The sequence below is a fragment of the Actinoplanes sandaracinus genome (genome assembly GCF_030009775.1).
In the GTDB taxonomy this organism is placed as follows: Bacteria; Actinomycetota; Actinomycetes; order Mycobacteriales; family Micromonosporaceae; genus Actinoplanes; species Actinoplanes sandaracinus.
Genome location: NZ_JASCTH010000011.1, coordinates 1 through 12,628 on the forward strand (window position 1 = coordinate 1; position 12,628 = coordinate 12,628).

Genomic DNA, 12,628 nt, shown 5'->3' on the forward strand with positions numbered 1-12,628 from the left:
AAAAATGTTGCCAAAGGAATCCCTAACCTGCCCACAGTATTACTACCGTTAAGACAAGCCGGGGTATTGCCATAATTGGCACTGGCTTATCAAGCACCCTGTTGAGTTCTCAAAGAACAACCGCACACCATCAAACCGTTCCGCATTCCGCGGCCCGTTCTCCGGGGCACTCGCACTACTTTACCTTCGCTATTCCGTCTCGCCAAATCCGGGGTGTTGCCTCGGTTTCGGTGAGCTTTGGAATCGCTCGGGTCCCGCAGAACAGTACACGATCGCTCGTGGCACCTGCTCGTTGGGGTTTGGCAGGACGGCCGCTGCGGATCTCGCTGTGAAGATCGACCCGCTTGCCTCGCCCGTTTCCCTGCCGGCTCGGAGAACATTACCCGGTCCCCTGCGCAACGCCAAATCGGCCCCCGCACTCGATCGCACTGCCGTTGCGAGTGGTGCCGGCGAGCCGAAAGAGGCCAATGGCAAAGCGGAGCGGAGTCGATACGGAATGAACATGTCTCTCATCCGGCGCATCGGCAACACGGAACAACGGGTGCGGGATCTTGCGGTCCTGTGCCGGGCCGCAGCCCGGCGGTCGCCGCCGGGCCCGGTCCGGGCGGACGTCGCCGGGCCCGGTCCGGGCGGACGTCGCGCGGTGGAGGCGGGACGGGTCGCTTGCTTCTGCCGGGAGCCGCTAATCCCGTACGAAATCGAATCTCGCCCAGATGTGTTTGGTTCTGACCGTGCGGTACCAGCCGAGATCGTTGGCGAAGGTGCGGACGAGACGGAGGCCGAGGCCGCCGAGGCCGACCGGCCTCTGTTGATCGAAGAGGGGCTCACCGGCGAGATCGTGGTCGGCGACGTCGATGATCAGGACGCCCGGTTCCTGGAGGAGCCGGACGAGGGCGGGCGCCCGGCCGTGCCGCAGAGCGTTGGTGGCCAGCTCGGTGGCGACGACCGCGAGCCGGTCCAGGCCGTCCTCGCTGCCGAGCGGGGTGCGGACGGCGGCCTCGCGCAGGCCCGCGCGTAGGAGACGGAGACCGCCGACGCTGTCAAGGCTCCAGCGGCGAAGCTCGGTCGCCGCCGGGTGCGGGACCGGGGCGGGCGGCGACGTCATGCGTCTATCTTGCCGACTTCGGCGGAGATTGCAGAGGGGCGGTGCGGCTCACAGTCCACGCCCGATCGGGCCGGTGTGCTGGCGTATGTGACGGGAAAGTTCGACCACACGCAAGGTTTCGACTGTTTTGTACCGCTAAAGGCATCATACTTTCGGCTAGTGTTCTCTCGGCCTCTCGTATAGAGTCTGCGTAACCGAACGGCCAACTGCGCTCGGACAGCGGTTTCTCAAGCTGTCCCCACGGATATGGACGCCCGACCGACCCGGGCCCCCACCAGGGGGCCGGCTCTCCGGAAAGGTGTCAGGGAGGACCACGACATGACCGTGACCCAGACCTCGACGGCAGTGCCGTCGAAGATGAAGGCCAGCGCCGAGGCTTCGGCGGACAGCGCTGCCGAGTTGCTCTCCGCGATGGCGGCCATGCCGGCCGGCCACCCGTCCCGGGCGTCTCTGCGGGACCGGGCGATCGAGGCCTGGCTGCCTCTCGCCCGCCACCTCGCCCACCGCTACTCGGGCCGGGGCGAGCCCACCGACGACCTGATCCAGACCGCCACCGTCGGCCTCATCAAGGCCGTCGACAAATTCGACCCCGAGCGCGGCGTCGACTTCGCCGGCTACGCCATCCCGACCATCATCGGCGAGATCAAGCGGCACTTCCGCGACCGCACCTGGTCGGTCCGCGTCCCCCGCCGCCTCCAGGAGCTGCGCCTCTCCATCACCGAGGCCAACAGCACCCTCACCCACAGCCTCGGCCGCTCGCCGACGGTCGCCGACATCGCCGTGCACATCGGGATCACCGAGGAAGAGGTGTTGGAGGGGCTCGAGGGCGCCCGCGCCTACAACGCCACCTCGCTGTCCACCCCGATCAGCGCCGACGGCACCACCGAGCTCGGCGACACCCTCGGCGGCGAGGACAACGAGTACGAGATCGCCGAGACCCGTGTCGCCCTCGGGCCGGCGCTGGCCACCCTCGACGAGCGGGAGCAGAAGATCCTGACCCTGCGGTTCTACGGCAACCTGACCCAGTCGCAGATCGCCGACCAGATCGGCATCTCCCAGATGCACGTGTCCCGCCTGCTCACCAAGGCGCTGACCAAGCTCCGCGGCCAGCTGGCGCCGGACTCCATCTGATCTTCACGGACACATCACGGCGGCGCGGCCCCAGGGCGGCGCCGCTGTCGCATGTGTGGACGTCGGCGAAAGGTCTGATCAACCGCGCGGCGCAGGTCCGCGTGATCGCCGCTACCGGCTGCCGCTACCGTGTAGCTGATGCCACCTACAGCCGACCTTCCCGGGTTCCTGCACACCGTGGCCCCGATCCTTGACCGCTGGGGTTATCTGGCGATCGGTGGCGTGATCGTGGTGGAGAGCTTCGGCGTCCCCGCACCAGGCCAGACCATCATGGTGGCCGGGTCCCTCTATGCCGGCGCCGGGCGGATGAACATCTACCTGGTCGCGCTGATCTCGTTCGTGACGGCGGTCATCGGCGACAACATCGGTTACTGGATCGGCCTGCGCGGTGGCCGCAAGATCGTGGACCGGTGGGGGAAGTACATCTTCGTGACACCGGCCCGGCTGGAGCGTGCCGAGCAGTTCTTCGCACGGCGCGGCAACCGGATCATCGTGGTGGCCCGGTTCATCGACGGCCTGCGGCAGCTCAACGGCGTGATCGCCGGCATCACCCGGATGCCGTGGAAGACGTTCCTGCTCTACAACGCGATCGGGGCGGCGTTGTGGGTGGGTGTGTGGTGCACGGTCGCCTACCACTTGGGCGCCAACATCGTGAAGATCATGGGGTACGCCCACAAGTACCAGTGGCCGGTCATCGGCGGCATCGTGCTGATCATCGCGACCTACGTGACGTTGCATGTGCGGCACATCCGGCGGCGCCGGGCACGTGAGGCGGCCGCGGTCGAGGAGACCCAGGCCTGACCCCGGCGGTTCTCAGGCGGTGGCTGTCAGTGGCCCGCGCCCCCTGCTCTGTCAGAAGCGGGCGAACCTCGGCCGGACCTGACCGCCGATCATGGTGAAGTCGCCGCCCGCGTCTAGGGCTCCGGTGGCCGGGTCGGTGCTGAGGACGCGGACCCCGATCACACCGTTGGCCTCCGGGTTCCAGTCGGTGAGGCGGCCGTCGCCGGTGATCGCGGCCAGTTTGACCCGGGGCACCGAGCCGTCCAGGCAGGTGCCCTGCGGCCCGTTACGGGCGGTGAGGCAGACCCGGTCGAAGTGCCCGCCGACGTAGGAGACCCCGCCGATCGTGGTGATCGCCGTCGCGTCGCCGTCGAAGACGCGCTGCCAGCGGGCCGTGCCGTCGAAGGTGTAGGCGATCGCCCGGCCGCCCTGTCCGCCGGTCGCCACGTAGACCCCGCTCGCGTCGACCGCCACCGCGGTGACCTCGGCTGTCACCTTGGGGCGGAAGTAGCGGTCCAGCACACCGGTTCTGCCGTGCACCGCCGCCAGTCGTACCGCGTCGGTGTCGGTGTTGACCGTTTTGAAGGCCCCGCCCAGGAAGACCCGGCCGTTGGCCACCGCCAGGGAATGCACCCGGTCGTCGGACCAAGCCCGCCAGCCGGTGTCGAGCCGGCCGGTGGCCAGCGAGAACGCGGCGAGGTTGTGCTTCTTGCGGCCCCCTACCGTGGTGAAGCTGCCACCCAGGTAGAGGCGGCCGTTGCCGATGGCGAGGGCGTACGGAGTGCCCGCGATCTCGTGCTGGAACTCGGTGACGGTGTCGGTGTCCGGGCTGAGCTGTGCGATCGAGTCCCGTTTCTCCCCGGCCACCCGGTGGAAGGCGCCCGCCGCATAGACCGCCCCTGGTGTCGCGGCCAGTGCCCGCACCGTGCCGTCGGCCGGTGGCGCCCAGCTCAGCAGGGCCCCGGTGCGCCCGTCGAACGCCGCCAGCCGTGCCCTCGGATGGGTGCGCCCACCCCAGCTCGCCTTGGTGAACGATCCGCCGACGTAGACCGTGCTGCCCAGATAGGCGACCGCGTGGACGGTCCCGTTGAAGGTGGGGGCCAGCCGGACGGCCGAGCCCACGGCCTGAGCGGGCGCCGCGGCGGTGAGGGCGAGGAGGAGGGTCAGAACGAGGAGACGCACGTGGGCTCAACTCTCCCCGAGGAGGGAAAGTCGCGCCGTTTGTCCGGTTTCCCGGGCGCCGGTTGGCGACCCCGAACGGGGGAACGGCGAGCTGTCCGCGGTGAGCAGCGGATACCTTCGGGCCGATGCGTCTCCGGCCGGTGTTGCCCCTGCTGCTGATCCTGTCCGCGTGCGGCTCGCCGCCGTCGCCGCCACCCGCCCCCGAGCCGCGGAAGCTGGTGGTGGCGGGGTACTTCACCGAGTGGGGGGTCTACGAGCGCGGTTATCGGGTGAAGGACCTGGAGGCCGGCGGGGCGGCGGCCCGGCTCACCCATCTGAAGTACGCGTTCGGCCGGGTCACCGCGGGCAGGTGTGCCGTCGGTGACGGCTGAGCCGCCCACCGGAAGCCGATCGCCGCCGCGGACAGTGTGGACGGTGTCGCCGCCGTCGAGGGCAACTTCGGGCAGCTGCGGCGACTCAAGGCCCGGCACCCGGAGCTGCGGCTGCTCTGGTCGTTCGGCGGCTGGAGCGGCTCGGCCGGGTTCACCGAGGCGGCGCGGGATCCGGCCGGGTTCGCCGCGTCGTGCCGGGCGCTGCTCGACGATCCGCGCTGGGCCGGGCTGTTCGACGGCATCGACGTGGACTGGGAGTACCCGAACGCGTGCGGCCTGACCTGCGACGCCAGCGGGCCCGGTGCGCTGACCGCGCTGCTCGGGGCGTTGCGTGCCGCGCTCGGCCCGGACGCGCTGATCACCGCCGCGGTGCCCGGGGACGTGACGAGGCTGCGTGCCGGTGACTACGCCGGGGCGGCCCGGCACGCCGACTGGCTGGGGGCGATGACCTACGACTACTTCGGCACCGGCGGCTCCACGACCGCCCCGCATTCGCCGTTGAGCGCCTACCCGGGCATCCCGCGGGAGACCGCGAACACCGGGGCGACCGTGACCGCGCTGCTGGACATGGGGGTGCCGGCGTCGAAGCTGCTGCTCGGGGTGGGCTTCTACGGGCGCGGCTGGACCGGCGTGACCGGGTCGGCGCCGGGGGCGACGGCCGACGGCGCTCCCCCGAAACGGGAGGACTACCGGCTGCTGGCGGACCGCTGCCCGCCGACCGGGACCGTGGGTGGGACGGCGTACGCCCGGTGCGGGTCCCAGTGGTGGTCCTACGACACCCCGGAGACGGTCGCCGCGAAGGTCGCGTACGCGCGGGACCGCGGCCTCGGCGGCCTGTTCGCCTGGGAACTGTCCGGCGACACCGCGGACGCGGCCCTGCTGACGGCGCTCAGCGGCTGATCCGTACCCAGACGTTGTCGAGCACACCGTTGAACTGGTCGTTGTCGCGGTAGGCGCCCTTGGCCCCGATGCTCAGCGGCAGGTCGTTGGAGACGTTCAGGCCGGCCGGGAGCGTGGTGCGGCCGCGCGGCAGGTCGTCGACGTAGATCTCCAGGCGCGTGCCGGTCCGCTCGCAGCGCACCCGGTGCCAGCGGCCGTCCGCGATGGTGACCGAGCTGCGGACCACCCGGATGGCGGTCCGGCGCACGTCGACCAGCACGCAGCTGGGATGGCCGGCGGCGCCGTCGATCTGGAGCTTGTACTGGCTGCTCGTGGTCGAGTAACCCTTCTGCAGCACGTTCTGCCCCTGGCTGGTCTGCCCGGGGGCGAGCAGCACGTCGGCGCCGAAGGCGATGTCCCTGGTGCCCGGGTTGAGGTCGGCGGAGTCGCCGCTCTGCAGGGCGACGTGCGGACAGACCCGGTCGGTGCACTTGCCCGGGAAGGCGAGCGCGGTGCCGGGACCGTGCGCGACCGCGCGGACCCGGCCGCCCTGAAACGAGAGCACCCGCAGGGTGTGCCCGTTGCCGGACTCGTCGATGATGCTGCCGGACCGCCCGTTGAAGCCGTAGTGGGCGGTCATCTCCACGACCGGCGGGTCGCCTGCGCGAGCCGGCGAGGGAACGCCGAGGACGGTCGTGAGGGCGATAACCGCAGCGGACAAACCTGATCGCATGTCCAAATTATTACTTGTGCGGTATTGTGCCCACTCAGGGGATCAGGGGCGGAACTCCTCCGGGCGAACCGACCTGCCCTCGTCCTTGCGCCCGAACAACCGCCACCCGCGCTTCTTCTTCTCCGCCACCGGCTGCGCCTCACCGTTCAGCACGTCCAGCCGGTGCCGGGCCACCGGGTTCTCCGGCTCCAGCCGCAGCGACGTCTCCAGCGCCTGCCGGGCCTGGTCCACGTGGCCGAGCGCGGCCAGCGTCACCCCGTGCGTGAAGTAGTAGTGCGCCTCGTTCGGGTCCAGTCCCACCGCGGTCCGGGCGGCCTGCTCGGCGTCACCGAGCTGCCGGTCCGCGGCCATCAGCGCCCACGCCACCCGGTCGTGCCAGAGCGGGTTCTTCGGCTCGACGATCACCGCCCGGTAGGCCATGGTCATCGCCTCCTCGTGGCGGCCCAGCAGGGTCAGCGCCCGGCTCGCGATCGCCGGCGGCCGCGGATCCTCCGGCGTCAGATCGACCGCCCGGTTCGCCGCCTCCAGGGCCGGTTCCACCTGGTCCAAGGCCAGCCGGACGCGGGCCATCAGGATCCATCCCGCGGCCGAGTCCGGGCGGTCGGCCAGCACCGGCGCCAGCATCTCGGCGGCCTGCTCCGGCTGCATGTGCTCGAACAGGGCGGCGGCCCGCGCCACCGCGAGATCGGTCGGGTCCGCGAAGGCCCGGGCGGAGGCGTCACCGGCGGGGTTCATACCGGTGGCGGTCATGCCGGGGGAAGGTGCGAGTTCGGTCATCGGTCCGCTCCGGGGATACGGGTGGGGATCACACGGTCCACTTCGGCAGGGACACGCGGTTTCTGAGGACACCCGGTTTCGCAAGGACCACCCGCGACTCTCCCGGCTCCTTCCGGGCGGACCGGTCCGGCTCACATCTCTTTCACGGTACGGCTACGAACCGGTGACCGTGGCGATCCCCGCGACGAGGGCGCCACATCCGGCCCCGGCGCGCCTCTCGGGCGGAGTCCCGCCTCACCGGCTCGCCGATCCGGCTGACTCAGCGCCCGCGAGACCGCCCGGACGGCCAACGGGGCGATGACCAGCCGGGCCGGCGGCGGGCGGCCGTACGACAGGCGTGGGGTTCACGGGGTTCGCGGGGTGGCCCGGCGGCGGCGGGCGATGAGGATGAGGCAGGCGGCGGTGGCGGTGAAGGCGGCCGCGGCCGCCGGGACACGCCAGTCCGGGGTGAGGGCGTCGGTGGTGGCGACGCCGACGCCGAGGGCGGCGCAGACTCCGGCCATCAGCAGCAGGGAGTGGCTGCTGAGGCCGTGACCGCCCGCGCCGGGCTCGTCGACCGGAGCGGTGAGCAGGCGCACCGCGAAGCCGGCGAAGGTGGCGGTGCCGAGCAGGGCGGGAAGCCAGGCGGCGGGCGCCACCAGCGCCAAAAGCAGCGGGACCACGGCGACGGCGGCGGCCGCCAGGGCGATGCGCTGGCGGCCGTGGGTGAGCAGTTCACGCAGGTAGGAGCGCAGTCCCGGGTCCAGACGGCGCAGGAAGTACCCCGCGTAGGCGGCCGGGACCAGTGCCGCGGCGGCGGCGAGGACCCGGGCCGCGCCCGGTGAGGCGCCGGCGGTGCGCCAGCCCAGGTAGGCGAGCAAGACCAGGATGATCGCGGTGTAGACCAGGAACTGGCGCAACGCCAGGTCGAGCAGGAATCGGCTGGCCTCCTGGCGCGGGTCCGCCCGGAGCGCGCCGACCAGGCCGGACGCGCCGCGGGCGAGGCGGCCCAGGGCGAACGGGTGGTGGTGGACCACGTCGAGGGCCGCGAGTTCGTGCCGGGCGACCGCGCTGTCCGGCTCCAGGGCGAGGGCGTCGCGCAGGGCCTGGCGGGCACGATCGGTGAGGTTCAGCTGCTTCATCACCATGGCGTAGGTGATCCGGAAGTCGGCCTCCTCGGGGTCCAGCCGGATCGCCTCGCGGGCCGCGTGTTCGGCTTCGACCGGGTGCCGGCCGTCCTCCAGCATGGCCCAGGCCAGCCGGTTGAACCGGTACGGGTTCTCCGGCTGCCGGTCGGCCGCGGCCCGGGCGGCGGCGATCGCCTCATCGTGCCGGCCCAGTTCGGTGTGCACCCGGCTGAGCGCGGCCAGCGCGTCCGGCCACTCCGGGGCGTGTTCGACGGCGCGCCGGGCCAGTTCGTCGGCGAGTTCGGGCCGTTTCAGGGCGAGCTGGGCATGGGTCATCAGGATCAGCGCGGTGACGTCGTCGGGGTCGGCCGCGAGGACCGGTCCGAGCAGTTCGGCGGCGGCCGCCGGCTCGCCGCGGCCGAGCTGGATCCGGGCCAGGTCGAGGTTGCGGCTCATCCGGCACAGCGGGAGAGGTCGCCCGCGGAACCGGGGAGGTCGTCCGCGGGAACGGTGGCGAAGGCCCGGACCGGGAAGGTGCCGAAGCCGGCGACCCGCGGCGGCGCGGCCGTGAAACAGGCGCCCAGCGGCGGCAGCTCCCGCAGGTTGGTGAGGTGTTCGACGACCGGGATGCCGGCCGCGAGCAGCAGGCTGTGCACCGGGCGTTCGCCGGCGGCGGCCGGCGAGACGTCGTCGATGTTGACCGCGTCGATGCCGACCAGGGCCGCGCCCCGGTCGGCGAGCAGCTTGGCGCCGTCGCTGGTCAGGTAGGGGGCGTCCACTCCGTAGGCCGGCGTGCCCCAGTGCCGGTCGCCGCCGGTGTGCAGCAGCACCGCGTGCCCGGCGACGGCCACGTGGGCGAGCATCTCGGCGGTGACGCCACGCTCGCCGCCGACGGCGCGGACCACCACGGCGGGCAGGCCGGCGAGCCGTTCCAGCGGGAGCCCGGCCAGGTCGGCGCCGTCGGCGTAACGGTGGAACGGGCTGTCCAGATAGGTGCCGGTGTTGCCGACCATGGTGATCCGGTCGATGGCGAACTCGGTGCCGGGCGCGTAGACGCCTCGGGACGCGTCCCGGGTCAGGTGCGGGGTGATCTCGGGCGCCGGCAGACCGGGGTAGGTCACCATCCCGGCCGTGATGACGTGGCTGAGTTCGACGAACCGGACCCGCCCGGCCTGGGGGTCCCCGGCCGGCGAGTGCGGTTCGGCGAAGATCCGGACGCCGCTGACCTCGGCACGTTCGACCCGCTGCGGAGCCAGCATGGCGACGAGCAGCGCGGTGATCTCGGTGTCGGTGACGTCGGCGTGCGGAATGTTCAGGCGGAAGCCCCGCGCCCGCAGTTCGCCCCCACCGTCGAAGGCGACCTCGGCGTCGAACTCGGCCCGGTAATCCAGCACAGCGGCTCCCCTATCGCAGTTCGATCACGCCTTCGGCGATCAACCAGATGCCGAAGATAGCGAAGAGTGCGGCGGCTCCGTACTTGATGACCCTTTCCGGTAGATGCCGCCCGAGGTATCGGCCGACGAGAATGGCCAGAGCGTCCGCGGCGACCATACCGATGGTCGAGCCGACCCAGACACCGAACCATCCGTGCTGGGTGGCCAGGGTGATCGTCGCCAGCATGGTCTTGTCACCCAGCTCGGCCAGGAAGAACGCGCCGCCCACGGCGAGGACCGCCGAGCCGGTGGAGCGCTCGGCCTTGCCTTTCTCCTCGTCGGTGAGGTGATCGCCGCGCAGCGTCCACGCGCCGAAACCGAGGAAGGCGACGCCGGCGATCAGTGAGATCCAGCCGGTCGGGAGGGCCTCGCCGAGGCCGTAACCGATGCCGACCGACACCAGGTGCACCACGGCGGTGGCGACGGTGATGCCGATCAGCACCGGCAGCGTCTTGAAGCGGGTGGCGAACGTCATCGCCATGAGCTGTGACTTGTCGCCCAGCTCGGCGACGAAGATGACCGCGAAGCTGATGCCCAGCGCGGCGAGGAAACCTTGCACGAAAACTCCCGGTGATCACGACCGGGCTGAAGGGCACAGGGCGACCTCGACCCGGCCGTAACGAATAACGGCCCTGGTCGAAGGTCTCGCTCGCCCTTGAGTGCCAGGGCCGCGCGGCCGGAGCCCGGCGGACCGGGATCAGTATGTCGACCGCGACATTGGGAGCTACTCCCCTTCGCGGGACCGAGCATAGCTCACGTGCTGGTCAGCGGCCCGGTGGCGTACGCCACCGGGCCATCCGCTCGTCTAGCGGCCGAGAACGGCCCGCTGCAGGAGACGCCGCTCGGCCAGGGAACCGGCCTTCTTGGCCGACACCGTCAGCGGGGTGGGGTTGGCGATCGGCTCACACTGCTTGTCGGACCGGTCCGCCTTGACCCGGCCGGGCAGCACGCCGGTGGCCAGGTAGTCGGCGATCGTGTTGTCGACGCAGGCGTTGCCGAAGAGCGAGCCCGCGTGCGTGGTGCCGCCGATGCCCTCCAGCAGGACCGACCGCGGGAAGCGGCGGCGGGCCTCCAGCGCCCCGGAGTACGGGGTCGCCGCGTCCAGGGTCTCGCTGATCAGCAGGATCGGCGGAACCTTGGCGCCGTCCACCTCGACCGGGAGACCGGCGTCCGCGGCCCAGTGCCGGCACGGCGCGTTGTACCAGGCGTTGCCCCAGGTCTCGAAGGGCGCCTTCTTGTGCACCCGCCAGTTGTCCCGGGCCCACTTCTTCCAACTGGCCGGCCACGGGGCGTCGGTGCACTGGACCGCCAGGTAGACGGCGTAGCCGTTGTCCGAGCCCGCGGTCTGCGGGTGGTTCTCGTCGTAGAGCCGCTTGAGCGGCAGGGGGTCCTTGCGGTGGACCCACGCCGAGAGGGCCCGCGCGGTCTCCTCCCAGCCGAAGATGTAGTAGCCCGGCTGGAGGAAGACGTCGGTCAGCTCGGCCGGCCCGATCGGCCCCGCAGGCTTCGTCGCCAGCGCCGCGAGCTGCTGGTAGTAGGTCTTCTCCACGGCCGCCGCGGTCCGGCCGAGCTGGTAGACCGCGTCGTACTTGGCGATCCAGGCGAAGTAGACCTTGATCGTCCGGTCGAAGGCGATGTCCTGGTCGAGGTTCGAGCGGTACCAGACCCGGCCCGGGTCGACCACACCGTCGAGGACCATCCGGTGCACCCGCTCCGGGTTGCGGGTGGCGTAGACCTGGCCGAGGTAGCTGCCGTACGAGAAGCCGTAGAAGCTGATCTTCTCGACGCCGAGGGCCTGGCGGATGCTGTCGATGTCGCGCACCGAGTCCTCGGTGCGCATGTGGTCGAGCAGCGCGCCGCCGTTCTTCGCGCAGGCGGCGGCATAGGCGGTGGTACGCGCGTGCCAGGCCTTCTCGATCTCCGGGGTGGACGGCACGTACGGCGGGCGGTTGTAGCCGGCGTACTTACCGTCACAGGTCAGGCTGGGCTTGCTGGCGCCCACGCCACGCGGGTCGAAGCCGATCCAGTCGTACGCCGCGCCGGCCTGCTTCGGCACGTGCTGACCGAGCGCGGCCATGGCCCGGCCGGAGCCGCCCGGCCCACCTGGGTTGACCAGGATCACGCCCTGGCGCTTGGCCGCGGGCACGGTGGCCTTGACCCGCGAGACGGCGAGTTCGATCTTCGTGCCGTTCGGTTTCGCGTAGTCCAACGGCACGGAGACATGTCCGCACTCGGCGCCGCTCGACCTCAGCGTCCCCTCGGTGCACGCGCCCCATGCGATCGGCGCCGGTCCACCGCGCACCGTCTCGGCCTGTGCCCCGCTGACCGCGGCACCGACCGTGCAGAGCGCAACCGCGGTCGCGGCAGCCCAGAGTCTTCTCATTGCCCAGCCCCTTGTGTCCGTTTAACCCCATATGCTGTGTTGCTCCGGGCTGGCCGCCGCCCGCCCACGCCGGAGCACTACCTCATAAGGTGGTTTTTTGGGATAAAGGGACTAATCAGGCCGTGCTCCTGTGGGTCCGGAATCACTCCGGTCTGGCGGGCCCCCGCAATCCACTCAGACGCGCCACCCCGGAATCCCTGCCGACAGCCGCCTGATTTGCGACCATTGCGAACCATGGACGAGTTCTGGCTCCACCCACGGCTGGGGACGGCAACTCGGGACGGCCAGCAGCCTCGGTACTACCTGCGGGCACTGCAGCACGCCGTACAGACGCTGGACGCGGACCCACGCTGGCGGCAGTGGTGGCACGGGTCCGGCTGCCGCGGTTGCGAACTCGGCATCGTCACCGAAGGCCGGCTCGACCACCTGCGCCCCAGCGCCGACATCCGCCGCGTCGACGACCAGCTCCGGGCCAACTTCACCTGCGCGCTCCCGCCGGCCGGCACCGGCCGCGGCGAACTGCTCCAACTGGCGGCCACCGAGGTGCGCACCATGTTCGAGGTGATCCGCGAGGCGATGGCTCTGCCCGACCTGCCGCCGACCCCGGCTCCGTCGGCCCCGCCCGAGGACGCCGACGAGGTCCCGGTGACGGCCAGGACCCTGCCGTCGATCCCGCGCGAGCTGGAACCGCAGGGCTATCTGACCCTCACCCAGGTCCAGGACTTCTTCTCGGCCTAGGTGCTCCGCC

Annotated in this window: 13 protein-coding genes; 5 read left to right on the forward strand and 8 right to left on the reverse strand. The window is 71.2% G+C overall.

All coding sequences use genetic code 11. From position 1 onward, the window contains the following. Positions 1–682 precede the first annotated feature (682 nt). On the reverse strand, positions 683–1,105 hold the full coding sequence (locus QLQ12_RS17785) for an ATP-binding protein (RefSeq protein ID WP_282761262.1): 423 nt from the start codon (positions 1,103–1,105) through the stop codon (positions 683–685). A 357-nt stretch (positions 1,106–1,462) separates the two neighbouring features. Between QLQ12_RS17785 and QLQ12_RS17790 the strand changes: the two genes are divergently transcribed. Together QLQ12_RS17790 and QLQ12_RS17795 are read left to right on the forward strand one after the other, a co-directional pair. Further along, positions 1,463–2,236, forward strand: coding sequence for a SigB/SigF/SigG family RNA polymerase sigma factor (locus QLQ12_RS17790; RefSeq protein ID WP_282761531.1), 774 nt, complete (start codon positions 1,463–1,465; stop codon positions 2,234–2,236). Positions 2,237–2,374: 138 nt separating this feature from the next. Then, a complete protein-coding gene (locus QLQ12_RS17795) occupies positions 2,375–3,037 on the forward strand; it encodes a DedA family protein (RefSeq protein ID WP_282761263.1) in 663 nt (220 codons plus the stop codon). 51 nt (positions 3,038–3,088) lie between these two features. Here QLQ12_RS17795 and QLQ12_RS17800 read toward each other — a convergent pair whose 3' ends face one another. After that, positions 3,089–4,198: an NHL repeat-containing protein gene (locus QLQ12_RS17800; protein ID WP_282761264.1), complete on the reverse strand. Its 1,110-nt coding sequence runs from the start codon at positions 4,196–4,198 to the stop codon at positions 3,089–3,091. A 125-nt stretch (positions 4,199–4,323) separates the two neighbouring features. On the opposite strand from QLQ12_RS17800, the gene QLQ12_RS17805 reads away from it, so the two are divergent. Further along, positions 4,324–4,569 carry a hypothetical protein gene (locus QLQ12_RS17805; protein WP_282761266.1) on the forward strand — a complete coding sequence of 82 codons (246 nt, stop codon included), beginning with the start codon at positions 4,324–4,326 and terminating at the stop codon, positions 4,567–4,569. A 36-nt stretch (positions 4,570–4,605) separates the two neighbouring features. Then, on the forward strand, positions 4,606–5,469 hold the full coding sequence (locus tag QLQ12_RS17810; RefSeq protein ID WP_282761267.1) for a glycoside hydrolase family 18 protein: 864 nt from the start codon (positions 4,606–4,608) through the stop codon (positions 5,467–5,469). Here QLQ12_RS17810 and QLQ12_RS17815 read toward each other — a convergent pair. The 6 genes from QLQ12_RS17815 to QLQ12_RS17840 form a co-directional block, all read right to left on the reverse strand. Next, the gene (locus QLQ12_RS17815; RefSeq protein WP_282761268.1) at positions 5,459–6,181 is read right to left on the reverse strand and encodes a LamG-like jellyroll fold domain-containing protein; all 723 of its coding nucleotides are present in this window, start codon (positions 6,179–6,181) and stop codon (positions 5,459–5,461) included. The two genes, QLQ12_RS17810 and QLQ12_RS17815, sit on opposite strands and share 11 nt — an antisense overlap. A gap of 42 nt (positions 6,182–6,223) precedes the next feature. After that, positions 6,224–6,958: a tetratricopeptide repeat protein gene (locus tag QLQ12_RS17820; RefSeq protein WP_282761269.1), complete on the reverse strand. Its 735-nt coding sequence runs from the start codon at positions 6,956–6,958 to the stop codon at positions 6,224–6,226. Positions 6,959–7,302: 344 nt separating this feature from the next. After that, positions 7,303–8,520 (reverse strand): tetratricopeptide repeat protein, encoded by a 1,218-nt coding sequence (locus QLQ12_RS17825; protein WP_282761271.1) that lies wholly within the window; start codon positions 8,518–8,520, stop codon positions 7,303–7,305. Next, the gene (locus QLQ12_RS17830; RefSeq protein WP_282761273.1) at positions 8,517–9,458 is read right to left on the reverse strand and encodes a cyclase family protein; all 942 of its coding nucleotides are present in this window, start codon (positions 9,456–9,458) and stop codon (positions 8,517–8,519) included. Before QLQ12_RS17830 ends, QLQ12_RS17825 begins: the two co-directional genes overlap by 4 nt. A gap of 10 nt (positions 9,459–9,468) precedes the next feature. Next, positions 9,469–10,056: a TMEM165/GDT1 family protein gene (locus QLQ12_RS17835; RefSeq protein ID WP_282761275.1), complete on the reverse strand. Its 588-nt coding sequence runs from the start codon at positions 10,054–10,056 to the stop codon at positions 9,469–9,471. A 246-nt stretch (positions 10,057–10,302) separates the two neighbouring features. Then, positions 10,303–11,880, reverse strand: coding sequence for an alpha/beta hydrolase (locus QLQ12_RS17840; RefSeq protein ID WP_282761277.1), 1,578 nt, complete (start codon positions 11,878–11,880; stop codon positions 10,303–10,305). A 234-nt stretch (positions 11,881–12,114) separates the two neighbouring features. Between QLQ12_RS17840 and QLQ12_RS17845 the strand changes: the two genes are divergently transcribed. Further along, positions 12,115–12,618, forward strand: coding sequence for a hypothetical protein (locus tag QLQ12_RS17845; protein ID WP_282761278.1), 504 nt, complete (start codon positions 12,115–12,117; stop codon positions 12,616–12,618). The last annotated feature ends 10 nt before the right edge of the window (positions 12,619–12,628 follow it).